Consider the following 21,724-nt stretch of genomic DNA (forward strand, 5'->3'; position numbering starts at 1 on the left):
TCGTCAAGGCGTTCACGCCAAACCCGCCAGTCGCGCCTGATGAGCGAACGCGGGGCTCTTGTGAACGACCTCATCGAAGGTGCCCTTCGCCGCGACGGTGCCCTCCTGCATGAACAGGATCTGGTCCGAGTCACGGATCGTGCTCAGCCGGTGCGCGACCGCGATGATCGTGACATCCCCGCGGAGATCCCGGATGGCGGCCGCGACATCCGCTTCGGTCTTCGTGTCAAGAGCGCTCGTCGCCTCGTCGAGCACGAGGATGAGCGGATCGCTGTACAGCGCCCGGGCGATGCCCAGACGCTGTCGCTGGCCACCGGAGAGCGTCAGCCCTCGCTCGCCGACCCGCGTCTGCAGACCGTCGGCGCGTTCGGTGATGACGTTCCAGAGCTGAGCACGGCGCGCGGCATCCTCGACGCGAGCGAGGTCCATGTCGTCACCCCAGGTCAAAGCGATGTTCTGGGCGATGGTGCCATCGAACAGCGTCACCTCCTGCGGTACGTAACCGACATGCGTGCGCCATGCCTTGAGCACGTCGTCGAGTGGCAGGCCGTCGATCCGGATGGAACCCTGGGTCGGCGTGAGAAGGCCGAGGAGCAGGTCCACCAGCGTGGACTTGCCCGCACCGGACACGCCGGCGATCCCCACCGTCGTCCCCATCGGGATCCGCAGTTCCACCTCGCGGACTGCAGGCGTGTCACTGCCGGGGAAGGTGAATGAGACGTCGCGCAGCTCCAGCAGCTCCGGCGAACCCGGAAGTGGTTGCTTGCCCAGGACCTCCTGGTCGGCGAGGAACTTCTTCGAGGCTTCGACATCCGCGATCACCGCGTCGACGTACGGCTTGGAGGTCAGGGTGCGCGTCAGCACCGACTGGAAACCCGTCAGTGACGGCACCAGCCGGAAGCCCGCGATTCCGAACAGCGCGATCGCCGAGATGGCGGTGTCGATGCCGCCGACCGCGAACGCCGCGCCGCCGACGATCACGAATCCTCCGATGATGGCCGCATCGAAGACGAACCGCGGCACGGCCGAGAGGAATCCGTTGTTCGCTCGGGCCTGCGCGGTGCGACGTCGATGCACGCCGACGACCTGACTCACCTCATCGGCCTTGTCTCGGAGGGTGATCTCCTTCAGGGAGGCCACCATGCCGGAGATGAGCGCGGCCACGCGGAGCGTGGAGTCCCGCGCGACGCGAGCCGCCTGCCGGGTCTTGCCGCTGAGCACCCAGTACTGGATCGCGGCGATCGCGCCGAGATAAACGATCGTCACGAGCGCTGTGATCGGCTGCGCCACCACGATCACCCCGACTACGCCGACGGATGTGACGAGAAGCCCGGGCAGAGTCGTAACGGGCAACAGGAATCCGGCGATGACATTCGCGATGCCCGTGTCGGACATCTGCACGATCTGCGCGCTGTTCCGGGACATCCGGTCCGTCCAGGACGAGCGGATGTACGCGCTGAAGAGCTCCTGGCCGATCGTCCACTCGTACGTGGCGAACCGCCTGGTCGCGATCCACTGCAGCCAGACGTTCGCCGCCGATTTGGCGATGACGATGATCGCCAAGATCAGGATCAGCCACACGACCTGGTCGGCCGCGATCGTTCCGATCACAGGTAATTGGATCTCCTGGCCGCTCACGCTCGCAGCGAGGGTCAGCGCGAGGAGCATGAGCGCCACGACGTCGACCACCGCCAGCACGGAGCTGACCACCGCGTAGACGATGAGAAAGGTGCGTGCCGATGCCGGAAGGAACGGCAGAAGTCGTTTGAGCGTTCGTACGATGTGGTTCATGTCTCAGATGCGGACGGCTTCGCCCTCGCGCGCGGACTCCAGGGCCGCCTCGACGACGACCAGGGTGCGCAGCCCCTGCTCCATCGTCACGACGTCGGTCTGCTGACCGAGCACGGCGTCACGGAACGCCTCGTGCTCGACGCGCAGCGGCTCTCGCTTCGCGAACGCATACCGGGTGACGTCGCCCTCGGAAACACCACGGAAGCTCGACACCGATTCCCACTCGAGCGGAATCGTGCCGTTCGCGTAGAAGGTCAGATCTCCCGTCGAGGTGTCCGCGATGAACGCCCCCTTCTCCCCCGTTACGACGGTGACGCGCTCCTTCATCGGGCTGAGCCAGTTGACGATGTTGTTCACGATGACGCCGGAGGCGGTCCGACCCGTGATCGTGATCATGTCCTCGTGTTCGCGGCCGGACTTGAACGCCGTCTGCGCGAAGACGCGCTCGTAGTCGCTCTGCACGACCCACGCAGTGAGGTCCACGTCGTGGGAGGCGAGATCCTTCGCGACCCCGACATCCGCGATGCGCGACGGGAACGGACCCTGACGGCGCGTGGCCACCTGGTAGAGCGCCCCCAGCTCACCCGCTTCGATGCGGCGACGCAGCTCCTGCAGGGCGGGGTTGAAGCGCTCGATGTGCCCGACCGCACCGACAAGGCCCGCGGATGCGAACGCATCGACCATACGCTGGCCCGCTTCGATGCTGTGCGCGATCGGCTTCTCGACGAGCGTGTTCACGCCCGCGGCCGCCAGCTTGAGAGCCGCATCCTCGTGGAAACGCGTCGGCACGGCGACGACGGCGATGTCCAGACCGGCCGCGATCAGTGCGTCGATGTCCGGCAGCACGTCCAGGTCTCCGGCGACGCCGTGCGGATCCCCACCCGGATCAGCGATCGCGACGAGCTCGACGCCGTCGAGTTCACGCAGAACGCGGGCGTGGTGCCGCCCCATCATCCCGACGCCGAGGAGCCCGGCGCGCAGCACCATCAGGACCCTGCCTTCGCGACCGCGTTCACGGCCGTCACGATCCGCTCCAGATCGTCCGCGGAGAGCGACGGGTGCACAGGCAACGATGCGGCCTCACGAGCGGCGCGCTCGGTCTCAGGCAGGTCCAGGCCCGGAGCATAGGGAGCAAGCGACGGCAGCCGGTGGTTGGGGATCGGATAGTAGACGCCCGCCCCGACGTTGTGCTCCTGCTTCAGCGCCGCGACGAATCCGTCGCGATCCTCCGGGACACGAATCGTGTACTGGTGATAGACGTGGACGGCCCCGTCGAGGACGGGCGGAACCACGACCCCCTGCAGATTCGCGTCCAGGAAGGCGGCGTTCTTCTGTCGTGTCGCGGTCCACGCATCGACCTTCGTCAGCTGAACGCGGCCGATCGCGGCGTGGATGTCCGTCATGCGCGCGTTGAAGCCCACGATCTCGTTCTCGTACTGCCGCTCCATCCCCTGGTTGCGCAGCAGCTTGACCCGGCGGGCGACCTCATCCGTCGCGGTCGAGACCATCCCGCCTTCGCCACTGGTCATGTTCTTGGTCGGGTAGAGGCTGAACATCGCGAACTCGCCGAACGTCCCGACCGGGCGCCCGTCGAGAGCAGCGCCATGAGCCTGCGCAGCATCCTCGTACAGCGCCACGCCCCGCGCCGCGGCCAGAGCCTCGAGCTCGCGCATCCTGGCGGGGTGCCCGTACAGGTGCACAGGAAGGATGCCCTTGGTCTTCGGGGTGATCGCCGCCGCGACCGCCTCGGGATCGAGCGTGAACGTCTCCGGCTCGATGTCGACGAACACGGGCGTTCCGCCGGTGAGTGCCACCGAGTTGCCGGTCGCGGCGAACGTGAAGGAAGGGACGATGACCTCATCGCCCGGGCCCACTCCTGCCGCCAGCAGTCCGAGGTGCAGACCTGCCGTGCCGGAATTGACCGCAACAGCAGGACGACCCTGCACGAAGTGCTGCGAGAACTCGCTCTCGAAGGCTGCGACCTCCGGCCCCTGAGCGACCATGCCGCTGCGCAGCACGCGGTCGACAGCCTCGCGCTCCTCGTCGCCGATGATCGGCTTGGCCGGGGGAATGAACTCGCTCACACGGTCTCCTTGCTCAGAGTGCCATCGTTCTCGATGTAACGGTCGCCCGTGGACGGGCACACCCAGACGCCGTCGGCGTCCGCCGGGTTCAGCGGGACGCCCGCCTCCCCCACCCAGCCCAGGCGTCGGGCGGGAACTCCCGCCACCAGTGCGTAGGCGGGTACGTCCTTGACGACCACGGCACCCGCCGCGACGGTCGCCCATGCCCCGATCGTGACCGGGGCGACGCAGGTCGCGCGCGCGCCGATGGACGCGCCGCGGTCGATCGTCACGCCGACCGGCTCCCAGTCGTGGGCGCTCTTCAGCGAACCGTCCGGGTTGATCGCGCGCGGATACGTGTCGTTGGTGAGGACGACGGCCGGACCGATGAAGACACCATCGCCGAGTTTCGCCGGCTCGTAGACGAGGGCGTAGTTCTGCACCTTGCAGTTGTCGCCCATCACGACGCCGGTCCCGATGTAGGCGCCTCGGCCGACGATGCAGTTCTCGCCCATCTGGACGTCCTCGCGCACCTGCGCGAGGTGCCAGATCGATGAGCCGTCGCCGATGGAGGCGTCCGGTGAGACGTCGGCGGAGTCGACGATTCGCACAGATGCGGAGTGAGTCACGTTGAGGGCCTTTCACCTGGGTCGACTGCGCGGCCCGAAGCGCCTTCCAGCTTAGCGTCCGCACGATCGACGACCTGAGAGATCGCTTCGGCGACGCGATCCGCGACAGCCGTCAGCGACACGTGCCCCCGTGCCCAATCAGCACGCTGAGCGCGAAGCCGATCCGTCACGCCCTGCTCGGCTTCGCGGAGGAAAAAGCGCATCGCGTCGGCGACGGATGCCGGTGTGAACTCCACTGCCCGCCCGAGTCCTGCCGAGCGCACGAGTTCTGCCCCCGTCTCTGGCCCCGCGAACAGAACAGGCGTGCCGACGGCCGCGGCCGCATAGGTCTTCGTCGGCTTCGCGAAGTCGTATCCGATCCCTGGGACGATGCTCACCAGCGCGGCGCAAGCGCCACGGATCCAGGATGCCGACTCGCTCGGACTGACGACTCCGCCGAACTCCACGCGCCCAGGCACCAGCTCATCGGCGAGTCGGTGCAGTTCCTGCTCGACGGCTCCTTGTCCGAAGAACCGAAGACGTACGTCCGGCGCTTCCTCGGCGACGAGCGCGAAAGCGCGCACAAACACCTCGGGCTGCTGCCATTCCGACATGGTGCCCGTATAGACGAAGTATCGGTCGGATCCGGCAGGCACCGCATCCGGCGTGAAGATGTCGGTGTCGATGCCGTTCCCGACCGTCGTGATCCGACCGGGCTCCGCTCCCAGGGCGATCAGCCGCTCCGTGACCTCGTCAGACACCGAGATGATCCGGGCGGACCGCCTCAGCACGGTGCGCTCCATGAGCCGCATCGCCGAAACGACGATTCCGGGCGCCCCCATCGAGATGACACCGTCGGTCCAGACATCCGCCGCGTAATACACCATCGGGCGGCGATGCAGCAGCGCCGCGAGTGCGACGACGAGACCGGTGGTCGGGGGCGATTCCGCGACCGCGACATCGAACCGGCGGAAGAGCAGCCGGAAGAGCAGGGGGACATCGAAACTCATGTACTGGACATAGCCGCGCACGTTGCCGCCCTTGTCTCGCAACACGGGCCACCGCTGCACGTCGACACCCGGAGCGTCGGCGATCGCCGGCGCGTGCCGCGGCGGTGTCGAGGTGAGCACGGTCACGTCGTCACCCCGTCGTGCCAGTGAACGCGCGAGTGCACCCAGGCGGAAGGCTCCTGCGCTGACCTCGGGGGGAAACAATCGTGACGCGATGAGCGCTCGGCTCGGCCGCGTCATATGTCGTCCCCGTCCCGGGCTTGTCCTGGCTCGGACTTCCGATCGCCGATGACCCTCTCCAACTCGGCGATCCGGTTCTCCTGGAAGGCGCTGCGCTCGGCGAGCGTGCGCAGCTTCTCCTCGATTCTGGTCAGCTCCGCGCCGTACTGCAGGCTCACGAGGAAGAGCAGCCCGATCGCGACGAAGAACACGAGATTCGTCGGAACGCTCACGCCCAGCACCTGTGCCGCCCACGTGAGCGTCTGCGGGAAGATGGCGATGACAAGGGCCAGCACGCCACCGACGAACCACCACACGGCATGGCGTTCACGCAGGGTTCCTCGACGCATGAGTTCGACGATCGCGATCAGGGCGAGAACGGCCGCGGCGATCCCGAACGCATAGGTGACCGGATTCATGACGACTCCTCCAGACGTGCGCGCGGGCGGAGCATCGCGAGCCCGAAAGCCGCGCATGCCCTGAGCAGATACACCGCAGCCTTCACCGGGTTGTGCGATGGCCGACCGGCCTGGCGCTCGCGCATGGCGACAGGATGCTGGCGGATCACGAGTCCGGCACGCGCCGCGATGACCAGTGCCTCGATCGTGTCGCCCAGATACTCGGCAGGAAAATCGTCGGCGAACAGCGCGACCGCCCGAGGGCCGGCCGCCTTGAACCCGCTCGTGACGTCGGTCAAACGCGTCCGTGCGACGCGACTGATGATCAGCGCCAGGCACTTCATCGCCCATCGTCGCGGTCCTCGGACGCCGTAGTCGCCGATTCCCGCAAATCGCGCGCCGATCATGAGATCGGCGGAATCGAGCTCCTCGATGAGCCGGGGGATCACGTCGGGATCGTGCTGCCCGTCTCCGTCCACCTGCACGACCACGCCGAAGCCGTTGTCCCGTGCGTAGCGGTATCCGGCTCGCATCGCGCCGCCGACGCCGAGGTTGAACGGCAGAGTCAGCACGGATGCACCCGCATCTGCAGCGCGCTCGCCCGTGCGATCCACGGAGCCGTCGTCGATCACGAGTACGCTCGCATACGGGATGGCACGAGACACGTCGCGGACCACGTCCGCGACGGAATCCTCTTCGTTCAGCGCCGGTATGACGACGAGAACGGGCAGATCAACCGGACGCATCGCCTGTGATCTTACCGATTCGAGATGTCGACTCACTCCGCGCACGCCGTGATGCGCCACAGCGACGCGTCTCCCCGCTCGGCGACGAGTTCGAAGCCGTCCTGTTCGGCGAAGTCCGTCATGCCGGGCATCAGCCATCGTCCGGCCCGTTCTTCACCGGGGCCGAAGTCGAGCACATACTGCGGAGAGCCATAGGAGTCGAGAGCGTCGCAGACGTCCGGGTCCTCGGCTGCGTCGCGGAGGCTCTCACCGATCAATGCCCAGTCCTCGGTGTTCGGGGGTGACCAGGTCCTCGGGAACACGTCGTATCCACTGAGCACGTACCCGAATCCGCTGCCGGTCCCCGGGTTCCCGATGACCCGTTCACCTTCGGGGACGTACTCCCCCAATGACTCGAGCAGTGCCCGCTCGTCGGGGTCGAGGTATCCGAAGCGCTCAGGGTCTGCGGCATATCGGGAGTCGAGTTCGAATGTCCTGTCCATGTACTGCGGCATGGCAACGGAACGCAACAGGACAAGGATCAGCATCCCGAGAACGGCGATGACAAGGGCGATGATGCTCACTGCGGTCGACCCGCGCGGCGACGATGTTCGCCGCCACGGCCGAGCCGCCCATCGCACCAAAGCGTCGAACCCGATCGCTGCGAGAGGCACGACGACGATGGGTGCGAGCGCGGCGATCCGGTAGGGGTCGGCGTACCACGAAGCAAGGAGCCCATCGCGAATGAGGTGAAGGTCGACGGCGGCAACAAGGACGTAAAGCCCGGAGACCGCCAGCCAGCCCGCGGCAAACCACCAGAGCGAGCGGTTCATCGTGACGCTCGCGAGCCCGACAAGCATGAGAACGCTCATGCCGAACGCCGCGGGAATGCCCATCTGTGAGTTGAGGAGAACGTCCGCGAAGACCTCGAGATTTCCGCGGAACGGGTCCCAATGCGACCCGCTCGTTCCGTTCGAGAATCGGAACCAGACCAAGGCGAGCACGGCCCAAGCAACCAGTACGAGCACAACCCGCGCGATCAGCCGAGGCGTGGCGCGACTCAGCATCCAGAATGTGAACCACACGCAGGTGAGCAGTCCCCAAGCGAGCATCGCCGCGGGCTGCGACAGCGCCAACGCGCCGGCCGTGACGGCGCCGATCAGCAGCCCGAGCACGGTGCTTCTCACGGGGCGTTCTCGACGGAGCCAGCGCGGCAGGGACACGATGACGGCCAGACCGGCTGGGATCAACGCCGTCGAGAGGGCGTTCGGGTAGAGCACCCCCCACTGGAACATCAGCAGCGGGAACGCCTGCAACGCCGAGGAGAAGACGGCCGCGAATCCGGCGATTCGTGCTGATCCGGTCAGAACATGCGTCAACCACGTGATCCCCAACGTCCACACCACGGCGCCGATGATCAGCGTGAGCGCGTTAGCGACCAGCGCGATGTCCGCGCCCGTGATGAGCGCGATCATCGAAGCGAACGCGTGCCAGGCGGCGGGATAGAAGCTGCGCGCACCGATCACCGAACTCACATGCAGCGACGATGCGTCTGAAGTCTCGAGGATGTACCGGACGGCGTTCAGGTGGAACACGGCATCGTTGGTCTGAGAGATCGCCGCTGGTTCGCCGATGTATGCGATCAAGCGCCATGCGCCGAAGAGGGCGCCTATCGCTATCGCCACTGGGAGCATCCAGCGTGCGTCCCCGGCCGGGGCGGCACTGCCGCGAAGTCGTCCCACTCCCCAACCGACCACCCATGCCAGCGCGATCAGCAGGACCAGCGACGCACCCAACGTCCACGGCGACCACGCGAAGCCTGCGATGCTCAGCGCGAGGGCGGATACCCCGGTCATGGCAACACTCATCACGGGAGCGAACGCCAGGAGCGGAAGGCCCCGCATGCCGACGCCGAGGAGCGCGGCAGCACCCGGAACGAACATCAGCACGATGCCGACCAGCACCGACGGCAACGCGGCGGTCCAGTCGCCGATCACGCGTCGACCATCCCGATCGCGCCCTCGATCTCACCGTCGTACACGACGCGACCCTTGTTGATCACGATGCCCCGAGTGCACAGTTCGCGGACCATCTCCATGTCGTGGCTGACGACGACGAGGGTCTTGCCCTGGGCGATCAGTTCTTCGAACTTCAGCCGGCACTTCTCGCGGAACGGTGCGTCACCGACGGAGAGGATCTCGTCGACGAGGAGGACATCGAGCTCGACGTGGATCGCGACGGAGAACGCGAGACGCATGAACATGCCCGAGGAATAGTGCTTGACCTCCTGGTCGATGAACTCCTCGATCTCGCTGAAGGCCACGATCTCGTCGTAGCGGGCCTCGATCTCGTGCTTCTTCATCCCGAGGATGGCAGCGTTGAGGAACACGTTCTCGCGACCGGAGAGCTCGGGATGGAACCCCGCACCGACCTCGATCAGTCCCGCGACCCGGCCACGCGTGAGCACTTGTCCGTCGTCGGGCTCCATCACTCCCGAGACGAGCTTGAGCAGCGTCGACTTGCCGGACCCGTTGAAGCCGAGGATCGCGACGGACTCCCCTTCGCCGATCACGAGGTCGACGCCCTTGAGCGCCTCGAACTCGCTCGTGAGCTTGCGTCGCTTGATCCAGGACACGACCGTGTCCTTGAGGGAGAAGGCGTGGTTGAGCGTGAATCGCTTGCGCACGCCGTCGATGATGATGCTGGGCCTGATCGCCGTCTGATCGGTCATAGGTCTTGCGCGAACCTTCCTTCGAGGCGCCGGAAGACGAGCTGGCCGAACAGCAGCGTTCCGAGAGCGATGAGGAACGTCCACAGGGTGTTCCAGGCGAGCCCGGGCGGGATGTCCATGAGCTGGGCCCCGACATATCCGGATGCCGAGACCATCCCCTCCGTGGCGGGCCGCCAGAACGCGTAGTGGAACAGCTCGACGCCCTGGGTGATCGGGTTGAGCAGGTAGATCTCGACGAGCCACTGCGGCCAGCCGAGCGTCTCCACGACCGCATCCTGCACTTGCGTCCAGGCGTACAGCACTGGCGACGCCCACGTTGCGAGCAGGAGCATCAGCTCGACGATGTTCTCGGCATCCCGGAACCGCACGTTGATCGCACCGAAGAACAGCCCCAGCCCCAGCGAGAAGAGCATCACGATGAGCATGCCCGCCAGGATCGCGAGCACCGACATGATCGTGATGTGCGAGATCCAGCCCAGCAACAGGCACACGATGAGCAGGAGCCCGACCTGGGGCAGGAAGTGCACGAACGCGACGATCACGGCGGAGACGGCGAAGAGCTGCCGGGGCAGGAACACCTTGCGCACCAGCGGTGCATTGCCGACGATCGACGTGGTCGCATTCTTGAACCCCTCGGAGAAGAGGTTGATCACGACGATCCCGGAGAACAGGTACACCGCATAGTTCGGGATGCCGCGATCGAGGTTCATGAAGAGACCGAGCACGACCCAGAACACCAGGAACTGCGCGGCAGGACGCACGTACGACCAGGTCCAGCCCAGCACCGAGTTGCGGTACCGAGTGGTCACCCCGGTACGGACGAGGAGGTTCAGCAGATAGCGCCAGCGCACCACGTCGATCAGCCCGCGGCTCTTGCCCGGGGTGTCGAACTCGGAACGCGGGACGGCGGTGAAGAGATCTCGGGTATCGGTCACAGGCCCACTCATTCGGCACGCGGCGAGCGACGCTCACCGCGGGGATAACGCCAGTCTAGGTTACGTGCCTGGGACGCTCGTCAACGACGTCCGTCCCGGCGTGCCGGGCGTGTTACAGAGCGCCCTGCTCCCGGAGACGTTCGGCGAGCCAGCGGCGGTACCTGCCCACGGGGTCGGGTGCCCAGATCGCCGGATCGGCCGCCTTTCGGGTGTCCGCACGCTCCATCGCGACCCGGCCTGCCGCCTCGGACGCGGTGCTGACGCGTTCGCCGAAGGCGTCGCCGATCACTGTCTCGGCGAAGGCACTGTCGCGCGCGATCACATGGCAGCCGAAGGCATCGGCTTCGAACAGCACGGTGCTCGCAACGCCGATGACCACGGAACTGCGCTTGAGTGACTCATACACGTCGGGTTCCGTGTCGACCTGGATGCGTGGATCCGCGGAGAGCCGCGGATAGCGGTTCGCGGTCTCGGAGCGCTCACCCGGATGCGGGCGGAAGGAGATGGACCACTCCTCCCCCAGCGCAGCGCGCAACTCCACAACGAACGCGTCGGTGCCCTCGGGGTCTGCGCGGGAGGAGATCACGACGATTCGCTTCCCGCGATTCTCAGGTACGGCCGCTGCCTGCCGCTCGAGGTGCGGCTTCCCGATCGCCGTGACTCGGCCGGGGTGGCGGATCGAGTCCGACCAGTAGGTCCCGAACGTCAGCACCTCGTCCGGCAGCGCACGGCGGAAGACCGGATTCTCGAAAGCGCGTCCGAAGTTGTAGGCGGCGTGCGACGGCCCGATCCAGCCGTGCTGCGGCTCGGCGACGTAGGCGCCGGCATCCTTCATGATCCCCACCCACTCGCCGAGGTAGGTGTACGAGCCGTTGTCGAAGACGACGATCTTCGGCTGCATCCGGTCCAACATGCGCTGAACCTCCGCCAACTGGAACGGCCGCTGACGCTCGTTGCGCACGATGTTCCGCCCGAGCGCGACGAACATGTCCTTCGACAGACCCAGCCGATGAGCGTAGTCCGCAAGCAGCGATGTCACCGACTCCGCGACGCCCGACGCCACAGGGGTCCCCCGCGCGCGCCAGCGGGCACGCGCGATCGACGACTCCATGCTCAGGGTGGGGTCGAACACCGGCGGTCCCAGCGGCGACGGCAACGGCCTCCCCTGCACCACGACCGCAGCGTCCGTTGCGGCAGCGAAATCATCGACGAGCCAGTTCCTGGCACGTCCGTTTTCCGCCGCGAGCGTCACACCGGGGACGTAGAAGCAGACGTCGTGCGGAGCCGCGCGGCGCACAGCGTCCCAGCGGCTCGGAAGGTATCCGCGTGCGACGCGCTTCGCCTCACCCCACCGCGTCCAGGTCGATTCCGAGGTCACCTCGACACTGCCCGTCTGCTGCGCGGATAGCGCTCTGGTGAACTGCACGCGTACCTGCGCCCAGAGCGGGACGGTCGCCCCCGGGAGCATCTCGAAGAGCGAATCGGGTGCCTCGTCCTCGAGTTGCAGGATCGCCCGCACGGCGGACGATGTGCGGGTTTCGAGGTCCTCTTCGCCGGCGCTCACAGATCGCTCCGCTGCTGCATCAGCCATTCCACGACCCGGAAGTCGAACTCGCTGTCGACGTCCGTCGAGCGCTCGGGCGGCATCTCGTAGAGGATCGTCGAGGGGAAGAACACGACCTGGTCTTCGAGCAGCGCCTCGCGACTCCAGACATAGATCGAACCGTTCATGTCGAAGCATCGCGGCGCGTCCTGGCGGCGCAGGACGGCGTCGTCCGGCTTCTTGCTCACGGCCACCGTGCCGTCCGGCTGCTCCTCGACGAGGTTGAAGTACGGGTTCCGGCGCGCCTCGACGCCCGTGATGAGCGATTCCGGCCGCCCCTTCTCGAACATCGCGACCGCGGCGCGGATATCGTCGACGGTGCGCAGCGGGCTCGTGGCGTCGAGGTCGACACACACGTCGTAGGTCGCGCCCGTGCGCTCCTCCGTCGCGCGCACCGCGTGAGCGATCGCAGGGACCTTTCCCGCGGTGTCAGTCGCCATCTCGGCCGGACGACGCACGACTCCCGTCGCGCCGAAGCCGGGGGCCAGAGCCAGGATCTCCTCCGAGTCGCTCGACACGACGACCTCGTCGAACAGCCCTGACCGCACGGCCTGGACGACGGAATGCCCGAACAGCGGACGGCCGGCGACGACCCGCAGGTTCTTGCCCGGCACGCCTTTCGAGCCCGCGCGCACGGTGATCGTGCAGATCCTCATCGTCCGTTCCTCTCCCAGGCCTGTCGGGCGCGTTCCAGATCCTCTGGACGCCCGACGTCGATCCATTCCTCACGGATCTCGAACGAGCTCACGCGCCGAGCGTCGTCCATGAGGCGCGCCAGCAGCGTCGGCATGTCGCAGTACTCATCCTGCTCCAGCAGTCCGAGGGCATCGGGAGCCAGAACGTAGATGCCGGCGCTGACGAGCTCGCTGTGGTACGGCTTCTCCGCGAGGCCGGTCACTCTGTCCCCGTCGCGTCGGATCACACCGTAGGGGATCTCGAACCCGTACTCGCGCGCGCCGATCGTCGCGACGGACCCGGTCGCGCTGTGGAAGGCGAGCATGCGGCGCAGGTCCACCTGCGTGAGCAGGTCGGAGTTCATGACGACGAAGTCCTCACCGATCCGATCTCGGAGCTGCGCGATCGCTCCCGCGGTGCCGAGAGGCATCGGCTCGTGGAGATAGGTGATCTCGAGGCCGTGGCGCGACCCGTCTCCGAGGTGCGCCTCGATCAGGTGTCCGAGGTGATTGACGGAGACGTGCACTCGGCGGAACCCCTGCTCGCGCAGGCGCCCGAGGATGATGTCGATCATCGGCACGTCGCCGAGCGGCACGAGCGGCTTGGGGATGTCCTTCGTGATCGGATACAGACGCTGACCGCGGCCTCCGGCCATGAGCACGACGGGCGTGGACAGCGGGGTACCGATGGACTCGCCCTCCCCCACGACATCCACGAGCCTGCCGCCCTCATCGACGACCGCGACGACGCGGATGCCCCGCTGCTCCTTCAGCTCGTCCACGGCGTCCTGGCTCGCGGTCGGCGCGACCGCAGCGGGCCCCGTGTTCATGATGCCGGAGACATGGTCGTCCAGCACGGCGCCGGCGAGGAGTCCTCGGCGGATGTCCCCGTCGCTGACGGCTCCGACCAGGCGTCCGGCGGCGTCTTCGACGAAGACGACCTGCAGTCGGCTGCGATCCAGACGCTCGAGTGCCACCCGGATGCTGGTCTCGGGAGCGACCGTGAGGTCCGCCCTGTCGATCATGGCTGCTGGTCCTTCACTTCCGGATCGGTCGCGCCGGGACGCCGACGACCGTGACGCCATCGGGCACGTCGGAGAGCACGACAGCCCCCGCGCCGATGACACTCCCCGACCCTATCGTGACGCCCTGGAGTACGCGGGAACCGAGACCCACGTGTGCGCCGGCTCCCACGCGCACGGCACCACCGAGCACGGCACCCGGCGCCACATGCGCATGTGCACCGATCACGCAGTCGTGTTCGACGATCGCCCCGGTGTTGATGAGAGCTCCGTCTCCGAGCACCGCGCCCACGTTGACCACCGCGTTCGCGAGCACGTGGACTCCGCCGCCGAGCGGGACACCCGAGTCGATGAAGGCCCGCGGATGGACGACGTCGACGACCGTGTAGCCGTCCGAGACCACGCGCTCGTGCAGTTCACGTCGCGCGCGCGTCGAGCCGGCGGAACCGAGACCGTTCACGAGCGCGACCCGTTCGGGTCCGAACTCGGCGAGGACGGAGTCGTCACCGAGATGAGGAAGCTCGCCGAGCGAGCCGGGCTCAGGGGCGACATACCCCAGGACGCCGCTCCCGGCCTGCTCGAGCGCGGCCAGCACCGAACGGGCGTGACCGCCGCCGCCGAGAAGGATCAGGTCAGTCATCGATCAGATCACCGCGGCGATACGACCGGGATGCCGTCGAGCCGACGACCTCCCAGTAGTCGAACGAGGTGCGCCCGGATGCGGGACGGTAGCATGCCACGTCCTCCTCGGTGATCACCGCTCCCGCAGCGATGTCCTGAGTCGCCACCAGACTGCGCCGGACGACCGCACGGTTACCTGCTTCGACCGGCTGACAGCGTTTCTGAGCGGATCCCAGCATCGCGGGGACGCGACGGAGGTCGGCGACGTACGCGTGCAGGCCGTCCGGGTCCAGGGATGCCGCGTGGTCGGGTCCTTCGGCGTGGATGTCGAAGGTGAAGTGCTTCTCGACGGCGATGGCCCCGAGCCCGACGGCGAGCACCGAGGCGAGAGAGCCCAGGGAGTGGTCGGAATAGCCCACGCGGTGACCGAACGTCGATGCGATGGTCTGCATCGCACGCAGATCGAGGTTCTCGTCCGCGGCGGGGTACTGGGTGGTGCAGTGGAAGATCGTCACGTGCTGCGCGAAATCCACGAACTCGTCCCGGCGTCGCCATGCCTGCTCCAGCACGTCGGCCGTGAGCCTCTCGGAGCGCTCGATCGCGCCGTGCGCCTGCGCGACGCCGGCCGCGATGAACCGCAGTGCCCTGTCGATCTCTGCCAGATCCGCCATCCCGGTCGACAGGATCACGGGCAGCCCTGTGCGTCCCGCGGCGACCAGCAGAGGCGCGAATGTGAGATCGCCGGAGGCGATCTTCACCAGCGGGATGCCGAGTTCCGTGACGAGGAAATCGAGGCCTTCGAGGTCGAACGCCGTGGAGAGGAAGGCGATGCCGCGCGAATCGCAGTGCGCGCGGAGGGCGCGGAACTCTTCGTGACTGAGCTCCAGCTCCCGGAGCAGGTCGTGCTGCGTGCGCGCGTCGCTGTCGGAAAGACGCTGGTAGTCGGCCAGCGCCGCGCTCTCCATGGCCAGATTGTCGGCGGAGAAGGTCTGGAACTTCACGGCATCGGCGCCGGCGGATGCGGCCAGATCCACGAGCTCCTTCGCGGTGTCGAGCGATCCGTTGTGGTTCACCCCGGCTTCGGCGATCACGAACACACGGTCAGTCATGGGCGGATTCTCCTCCGATGTCGTAGAAGGACTTGCGCGGCGGACGCGGGATCGGTATGTCGCGCAACGCCGTCGCGACGCGCGGCGCGAACCCGGGGGTGCCGAAGATCTCCGTCCCGGCACCGTTCGCATCGTGCCGGATCGCCGAGCGCACGGCCTCTGCGATCCGGTCCCTGTGGGGCACGGGTGTTGCGACGCTCTCCGCCAGGGGACGTCCGCGCTGGCGGTCGCCGATGAGCACGGACGGCACCCCGAGAACCGGCGCCTCGAGCACGGTGCTCGAGGAGTTGCCGACGACGACCGATGCCGCACGCATCGCGCTCAGATACCCGAGCTGTCCGAACGACTCGATGAAGTCCACCCGGTCCGGATTGTCTGCGACGAAGGCGGCGATGCGCGCGCGCACATCGGCGGTGCCGATGTCGGAGTTCGATCCGGTGATGACGACATGCAGGCCCTCTACCTCCAGCAGTGCCGCCAGCATCTCGTCCACGAGATGCTGAGGCGGAGCGACGTCCATCACGGCGGGGTGGAAGGTGACCAGCGCCGTGGGGGCGGGAAGCCGGACGCCGAAGCGGTCTTCGACCGCCTCCCGGGGCAGCAGCTCGAGCACGGACAGCGCGTCGACGATGGGCGCGCCGACGAAGAAGACCCGCTCGGGCTGCTCGCCCATCTGGATGATGCGTCGTCGGTGCTCCTCCGTGGATGCGAAGTGCAGGTACGACATCTTCGTGATCGAGTGGCGCAGCGCGTCGTCCATGGCACCCTCGGTCCGTTCACCCCCGTGGATGTGCGCGACGGGCACGGACAGGATGGTCGCCGCCGTCGCCGCGGCGAACGCCTCCAGCCGGTCGCCCAGCACCACCAGGACGTCCGGGTCGAGTTCTTCGAGCGCTCGAGCGTACCCCGGCAGCGCACGGCCGACGTCTGCGGCGGCGTCGAGCGGACCGTCGCCGGCGGACCAGATCGGCACGGTGGCGGAGATCTCGAAGCCGTCGCGCTCGATCTCGGACACGGTACGACCGAACGCGTCGCTGAGGTGCGTCCCCGTCACGATCAACTGCAGCTGAAGCTTCGGTTCGGCGTCAATCGCCGACAGCAGTCCGCGCAGCAGACCGTAATCCGCGCGGGTGCCGGTGAGGACGGCGACCGTGATCACATCGCCGCCAGCGCTGGGGAGCTGGGGATGCACACGGTGCGGGCATGCAGCGCTTCCGCGACCGGTACGGGAGCGTGCGGCAGATCGCGGAAGGCCGCCTGGTCATGCAGCAGATTCCAGAACGGCCGGCACTGGAGGCCCGCGGCGTTGGTCGCCTCGAGCACGGCGTCGCGCTCTTCGCGCCCGCCGTCGACACGCACCGCGCACAGCCAGTAGTTGCTCTCGGTCCCCCGTGGTTCCACCAGGAACTCGACGCCGGCGACGTCGGAGAACCTCTCTTGATAGCGCGCTGCCAGTCGCCGCTTCGCCGTCAGGAACTCGGGGAGGCGTTCGAGCTGGGCGACACCGAGCGCGGCGTTGAGATTCGGCATCCGGTAGTTGAACGCGACCTCGTCGTGCTCGAACTCCCAGCGGTGCGGCAGCTTGGCGGTCGTTGTGAGATGCCGGGCACGCCGGGCGAGCTCGTCGTCGTCGGTGAGGATCATGCCGCCGCCGCCGGTGGTGAGGATCTTGTTGCCGTTGAAGCTGACGATGCCGAGCGCCCCGAACGTCCCGGTGTGCCGGGGACCCACGCGACTGCCGAGCGACTCCGCCGCATCCTCGACGACCGGGATCCCGTACTCCGCGGCGAGATCGATGAGTTCGGCGATCCGAAGGGGGTGGCCGAGAGTGTGCATGGGCACGATCGCACCGATGCGACGTCCGGTTGCGTGGTTGACGACCCCCTCCGGCGTCGTCCGTGCCGTGCGCAGCACCTCGGCCACGGACTCGACGGACATCCCGAGCGTCTCCTCATCGCTGTCCACGAAGTACGGCTGCGCACCCGCATGGACGACGGCGTTGGCCGTGGCGACGAAGGACAGGCTGGGGACGATCACGTCATCACCCGCGCCGACGCCGGCGAGCTGGAGCGCCACCTGAAGCGCCGATGTGCCGTTGGACACCGCGATGCCGTGAGCGGAACCCGCGAAATCGGCGATCCCCTGCTCGAATTCGGTGACGAATGCGCCGACGCTCGAGACGAAGGTCGAGTCGAGGCACTCCAGGACGCGCTTCTTCTCGCGGTCCGCGATGTCGGGAACGTGCAGCCCGACGAAGTCCGCGTCCCCGACGACGTCGCGGATCGCCTGGACGATCTCCTGCTCGATGCTCATACGACGTAGGCGTCGGTGCGGTAACGCGCGAGGTTCGACGGGTCGGTGAACCAGTCCGCCGTGACGCGCAGCCCCTCACGGAACCCGTCCACGCCGTCGAACCGGGGCTGCCATCCCAGCAGCTCGCGCGCCTTCGAGTTGTCCGAGAAGAGCCGTTCGACCTCGGAGTTCGCCGGTCGCAGGCGCGCGGGATCCTCCGTGGCGACGGCATCGACGCCCATGGCCTCGGCGATGAGCTCGAAGGTCTGACCGATCGAAACCTCGAAACCGACGCCGAGGTTGATGACCTCGCCGACGCCGGCGGTGCTGGTGAGCGCCGCGGTGAAGCCTGACACGGTGTCGGGGACGTAGGTGAAGTCGCGTGTGGGCGTCAGCGCACCGAGCTGGATCTCGCGCTTGCCCGCAGCGAGCTGGCTGATGATCGTGGGGATCACGGCGCGGGCGGACTGGCGGGGGCCGAACGTGTTGAAGGGCCGGATCGTCACGGTCGGCAGACCGAACGAGGCGTGATAGGCGTTGACCATCTGGTCCGCGGCGATCTTCGACGCCGAGTACGGCGACTGCCCCTGGAGCGGGTGTCCCTCGTCCATCGGCACGTAGCGCGCCGTTCCGTACACCTCGCTGGTCGAGGTGTGGATGAAACGGGACACCCCGGCAGCGCGCGCAGCGTTGAGCAGGTTCAGCGTGCCCTGGATGTTCGTCTGCACGTACAGGTCCGGTGCCGCATAGGAGTACGGGATCGCGATGAGCGCCGCCAGGTGCAGCACGGCATCGCGGTCCGCGACCGCCGACATCATCAGGGCCGGATCACGCACATCGCCGGGGAGGAACTCGATCTCGCGCGCGATCTCCTCGTCGACACCGTCGAGCCAGCCGCGTGAATCGAACGAGTTGTAGAGGACCAGCGCACGGACGTCATGACCATCCCGAACGAGCTGCTCCGCGAGGTGCGATCCGATGAATCCGTCAGCTCCTGTGAGCAGTACCTTCATGCGTTCCACTGTAGTCGCTCACGCCCACGGCTCACTTGTACGCGACCGTGGCCGGCTTGCCCGGCGCGTAGGAGATCGTACCTCCTTCGAAGGACTGCGTGCATGCCGTCGCGGTGCAGGTCTCGGCGCTCGTGGGCCAGCCCAGCTTGCCGCGCAGCCATCCCGCCTTGCTGTAGGCCGTCATGATCGTCGAGGACGACACGAAGGTGCCTCGGGCGGACGAATGCACCCAGCCCTTCGCGTACTTCTGGGCCAGGCCGGCCCCGTTGGGGTCCGCCACCACCTGAACGGATGCCTGTGCTTTGCCGAGAGACCCGGTGACGGCCGTCTGCTTCGTGGCGGCCGCGGTGATCGCGGCCGCCGTCGCGCCGACGGTCGCCACAGCGGCCTGACCCTTGGTGTAGCCGATCACGCCTCCGGCGAACTGCTGGACGCAGGCGTTGCCGGTGCAGAATTCGGCGCCGACCGGCCATCCGAGTTCTCCGCGCACCCAACCCGCGTCACTGTACGCCTTCATGATCGTCGAGGTGGACGTGTACGTCCCCTTCCCCGAGGAGTGGATCCACCCGCCCTCGAACTGCTGGGCGACTCCGTTGCCGTTCGCGTCGGTGACCGTCTGCTCAGCGGCGACCGGCCATCCGAGGAATCCGCGCAGCCAGCCTGCGGCGCTGTATCCGGTCATGATCTTCGCCGAGGACGAGAAGGTCCCGCGATCCGACGCGTGCATCCAGCCGTTCGCGTACTTGCGCGCCAGACCGTTCCCATTGGCGTCCGACACGACCTGAACCGGAAGAGCCGCCTTCCCGAGGGCGCTCGTCTGCGCCGAACGCAACGCGGTGACCGCCTCCGGCGCGACGCCATACATCGTCACTGCGGCTTTGCCCTGCGTGTAGGCGATGGTGCCGCCTTCGAAGGACTGCGAGCAGACCGTCCCCGAGCAGCTTTCCACGCCGACCGGCCAACCCAGCTTCCCGCGCAGCCATCCCGCCTTGCTGTAGGCCGTCATGATCGTCGACGACGACACGAACGTCCCGTGCTCGGAGGAGTGCACCCATCCGTTGGCGAACTTCTGCGCCAGGCCAGAGCCGTTCGCATCGGCCACGATCTGCACCGGCTGCGCCTTTCCGAGCGAACCGGTCACCGAGGTCTGCGCCGAGGCCGCCGCGGTGAGTGCCGCCGGGGTCACGCCGGTTCCGACCGAAGCAGCCTTGCCCTTGACATATCCGATCACGCCGCCCGCAAAGGTCTGAACACACGCCTGACCAGTGCAGCTCTCGGTGCTGGTGGGCCATCCGAGCACGCCGCGCACCCAGCCCGCGCCGCTGTACGCGGTCATGATGCTGGTCGACGAAGCGAACGACCCCTTCGCGGATGAATGGACCCATCCGCCTTCGAACTGCTGCGCGACCCCGTTGCCGTTCGGGTCCGTGACGGTCTGCTCGGCCTTGGCCGGCCATCCGAGGAACCCGCGCAGCCATCCGGCCGCGCTGTACCCCGTCATGATCTGGGACGACGACGAGAACGTACCTGCGTCGGACGCGTGGATCCAGCCGCCGGCATATTTCCGTGCCAGGCCGATCCCGTTCGCATCCGACACGGCCTGCACACCGGCGAGCGCCTTTCCGAGGTCCCCGCTGGCGCCGCCCCGCGCGGCGTACTCCTTGTCGATGGCGCCCGGCGTGATCTCGAAGGTGGCGGTCGCGCTCTTCCCACTCGCGTAGGAGATGAGCCCGCCCGCGAAACCCTGAGTGCAGAGGCCGCCGACGCAACTGGTCTGCGTCACCGGCCATCCGAGGTCGCCCCGCAGCCATCCGGCGGCGCTGTAGGCCGTCATGATCGGAGTCAGCGAGGAGTATGTGCCTGCGCTCGAGGAGTGGATCCACCCGCCCGTGAACTTCTGCGCCCGGCCGTTCCCGTTCGGGTCCGTGACCACCTGGACCGGCGCTGCCGGATTGCCCAGGGCTCCGGATGCACCCCCCATCCGCTTCCATTCCGTGGCGATCGCGCCGCTCGGCGTCATCGCCGGAGTCTGCGTCGAACCGAACCAGTCCGTGAAGTAGTTGTAGAAGTTGCGGTTGCCGTAGCTTGAGCAGGAGTCACCCGTGCCGTATCCGGCCCGCATCGCGGCAGCGTTCGGCTGGTACGGGGTGTAGTAGTACAGCGCGGACGTCGCCTTGTTCGCGACGTACACGGGTGCGCGTCCACACGATGCGTTCGGGTGGTAGAGGATGTTCCAGGTCTTGCCGGGCGCGTACCAGGTGAAGTAGCGCCCCTCCATGTAGAGCTGCATCTGCCGCGCGGCACCGTAGACCTGTGCGAAGAAACCGGCGAATTTGACGTCGCACGGGGCGGTGTCGGGGCACGCCTGTCCCATCGCCGCGTTGTAGCGCCAGTCGCTCGGCCACGTGTGCGTCACGAGCCCTTGCTCCTTCTGGAGCATGACGATCAGCACCTGGGGATTGATGTTGCAGGCGCGGGCCACCTTGTAGATGATGCGCGCGGCCGACTCGCTGGACGAGCCGCTGTATGCGGAACAGTACTTGTCTGCCGCCTTGGACTGCGTCGGGATCCGCAGATCCTTCAGGCACGTGTAGCCGGAACGGCACGTCTTCACCTTGCCGTTGAGGAACGACTGGATCTGCGCCTCGGTCATCGTGCTCTCGTCCGTGAACACGACATCGCTGATGATGTTGCCCGCGTTGAACCCGGCGAGAGACGTCTTCACGATCCCGCTGGAGGCAGGATCCCCGGCCACCCGGCTGACCGAGGCGCCTCCGATCCCGGTCGGCGCGGTCGCCGCCGTCGCGGCGGAAACAGGGAGCACCGTGCCGAGGATGACCGCTGTGGCAGCGGCGAAGACCGTGATCGTTCGGGCGATCCGGGGCACGTTTCGAGAGCGTGGGGCACGTC

The 21,724-nt window shown here is 67.3% G+C and carries 19 protein-coding genes; all 19 read right to left on the reverse strand.

Annotated elements, in window-relative coordinates:
* Positions 1 to 12: 12 nt before the first annotated feature.
* Positions 13 to 1,791: an ABC transporter ATP-binding protein gene (locus AC3RXZ_RS04705; protein WP_491493293.1), complete on the reverse strand. Its 1,779-nt coding sequence runs from the start codon at positions 1,789 to 1,791 to the stop codon at positions 13 to 15.
* 3 nt (positions 1,792 to 1,794) lie between these two features.
* Positions 1,795 to 2,781, reverse strand: a complete 987-nt coding sequence (locus AC3RXZ_RS04710) for a Gfo/Idh/MocA family protein (protein WP_243226156.1) — start codon at positions 2,779 to 2,781, stop codon at positions 1,795 to 1,797.
* Complete coding sequence (locus tag AC3RXZ_RS04715; protein WP_491493294.1) at positions 2,778 to 3,875, reverse strand: DegT/DnrJ/EryC1/StrS family aminotransferase; 1,098 nt, start codon at positions 3,873 to 3,875, stop codon at positions 2,778 to 2,780. The genes AC3RXZ_RS04710 and AC3RXZ_RS04715 overlap by 4 nt, the downstream gene beginning before the upstream one ends.
* The gene (locus tag AC3RXZ_RS04720; RefSeq protein WP_491493295.1) at positions 3,872 to 4,483 is read right to left on the reverse strand and encodes an acyltransferase; all 612 of its coding nucleotides are present in this window, start codon (positions 4,481 to 4,483) and stop codon (positions 3,872 to 3,874) included. Before AC3RXZ_RS04720 ends, AC3RXZ_RS04715 begins: the two co-directional genes overlap by 4 nt.
* Positions 4,480 to 5,712: a glycosyltransferase family 4 protein gene (locus tag AC3RXZ_RS04725; RefSeq protein ID WP_491493296.1), complete on the reverse strand. Its 1,233-nt coding sequence runs from the start codon at positions 5,710 to 5,712 to the stop codon at positions 4,480 to 4,482. Before AC3RXZ_RS04725 ends, AC3RXZ_RS04720 begins: the two co-directional genes overlap by 4 nt.
* Positions 5,709 to 6,110: a DUF2304 domain-containing protein gene (locus AC3RXZ_RS04730; RefSeq protein ID WP_491493297.1), complete on the reverse strand. Its 402-nt coding sequence runs from the start codon at positions 6,108 to 6,110 to the stop codon at positions 5,709 to 5,711. Before AC3RXZ_RS04730 ends, AC3RXZ_RS04725 begins: the two co-directional genes overlap by 4 nt.
* Positions 6,107 to 6,835 carry a glycosyltransferase family 2 protein gene (locus tag AC3RXZ_RS04735; RefSeq protein WP_491493298.1) on the reverse strand — a complete coding sequence of 243 codons (729 nt, stop codon included), beginning with the start codon at positions 6,833 to 6,835 and terminating at the stop codon, positions 6,107 to 6,109. Before AC3RXZ_RS04735 ends, AC3RXZ_RS04730 begins: the two co-directional genes overlap by 4 nt.
* A gap of 32 nt (positions 6,836 to 6,867) precedes the next feature.
* Complete coding sequence (locus AC3RXZ_RS04740; protein WP_491493299.1) at positions 6,868 to 8,811, reverse strand: DUF6541 family protein; 1,944 nt, start codon at positions 8,809 to 8,811, stop codon at positions 6,868 to 6,870.
* The gene (locus AC3RXZ_RS04745) at positions 8,808 to 9,545 is read right to left on the reverse strand and encodes an ABC transporter ATP-binding protein (protein ID WP_243224837.1); all 738 of its coding nucleotides are present in this window, start codon (positions 9,543 to 9,545) and stop codon (positions 8,808 to 8,810) included. Before AC3RXZ_RS04745 ends, AC3RXZ_RS04740 begins: the two co-directional genes overlap by 4 nt.
* On the reverse strand, positions 9,542 to 10,480 hold the full coding sequence (locus AC3RXZ_RS04750; protein ID WP_491493300.1) for an ABC transporter permease: 939 nt from the start codon (positions 10,478 to 10,480) through the stop codon (positions 9,542 to 9,544). The genes AC3RXZ_RS04745 and AC3RXZ_RS04750 overlap by 4 nt, the downstream gene beginning before the upstream one ends.
* A 112-nt stretch (positions 10,481 to 10,592) precedes the next feature.
* Positions 10,593 to 12,071 carry a CDP-glycerol glycerophosphotransferase family protein gene (locus AC3RXZ_RS04755; protein WP_491493301.1) on the reverse strand — a complete coding sequence of 493 codons (1,479 nt, stop codon included), beginning with the start codon at positions 12,069 to 12,071 and terminating at the stop codon, positions 10,593 to 10,595.
* Positions 12,041 to 12,739, reverse strand: coding sequence for an acylneuraminate cytidylyltransferase family protein (locus AC3RXZ_RS04760; protein WP_491493302.1), 699 nt, complete (start codon positions 12,737 to 12,739; stop codon positions 12,041 to 12,043). Before AC3RXZ_RS04760 ends, AC3RXZ_RS04755 begins: the two co-directional genes overlap by 31 nt.
* Positions 12,736 to 13,782 (reverse strand): nucleotidyltransferase family protein, encoded by a 1,047-nt coding sequence (locus tag AC3RXZ_RS04765; protein ID WP_491493303.1) that lies wholly within the window; start codon positions 13,780 to 13,782, stop codon positions 12,736 to 12,738. The genes AC3RXZ_RS04760 and AC3RXZ_RS04765 overlap by 4 nt, the downstream gene beginning before the upstream one ends.
* A gap of 13 nt (positions 13,783 to 13,795) precedes the next feature.
* Positions 13,796 to 14,419: an acetyltransferase gene (locus AC3RXZ_RS04770; protein ID WP_491493304.1), complete on the reverse strand. Its 624-nt coding sequence runs from the start codon at positions 14,417 to 14,419 to the stop codon at positions 13,796 to 13,798.
* The gene (locus AC3RXZ_RS04775; RefSeq protein ID WP_491493305.1) at positions 14,412 to 15,509 is read right to left on the reverse strand and encodes an N-acetylneuraminate synthase family protein; all 1,098 of its coding nucleotides are present in this window, start codon (positions 15,507 to 15,509) and stop codon (positions 14,412 to 14,414) included. Before AC3RXZ_RS04775 ends, AC3RXZ_RS04770 begins: the two co-directional genes overlap by 8 nt.
* Entirely contained in the window at positions 15,502 to 16,668 is a 1,167-nt protein-coding gene (gene neuC, locus AC3RXZ_RS04780) for a UDP-N-acetylglucosamine 2-epimerase (protein ID WP_491493306.1), read from the reverse strand. The genes AC3RXZ_RS04775 and neuC overlap by 8 nt, the downstream gene beginning before the upstream one ends.
* A complete protein-coding gene (locus AC3RXZ_RS04785; RefSeq protein WP_491493307.1) occupies positions 16,665 to 17,822 on the reverse strand; it encodes a LegC family aminotransferase in 1,158 nt (385 codons plus the stop codon). The genes neuC and AC3RXZ_RS04785 overlap by 4 nt, the downstream gene beginning before the upstream one ends.
* A complete protein-coding gene (locus AC3RXZ_RS04790) occupies positions 17,819 to 18,814 on the reverse strand; it encodes a GDP-mannose 4,6-dehydratase (RefSeq protein ID WP_243224828.1) in 996 nt (331 codons plus the stop codon). Before AC3RXZ_RS04790 ends, AC3RXZ_RS04785 begins: the two co-directional genes overlap by 4 nt.
* Before the next feature lie 31 nt (positions 18,815 to 18,845).
* Positions 18,846 to 21,701: an LGFP repeat-containing protein gene (locus AC3RXZ_RS04795; protein WP_491493308.1), complete on the reverse strand. Its 2,856-nt coding sequence runs from the start codon at positions 21,699 to 21,701 to the stop codon at positions 18,846 to 18,848.
* Between the last annotated feature and the right edge of the window lie 23 nt (positions 21,702 to 21,724).

The organism is Microbacterium cucumeris, assembly GCF_058349845.2.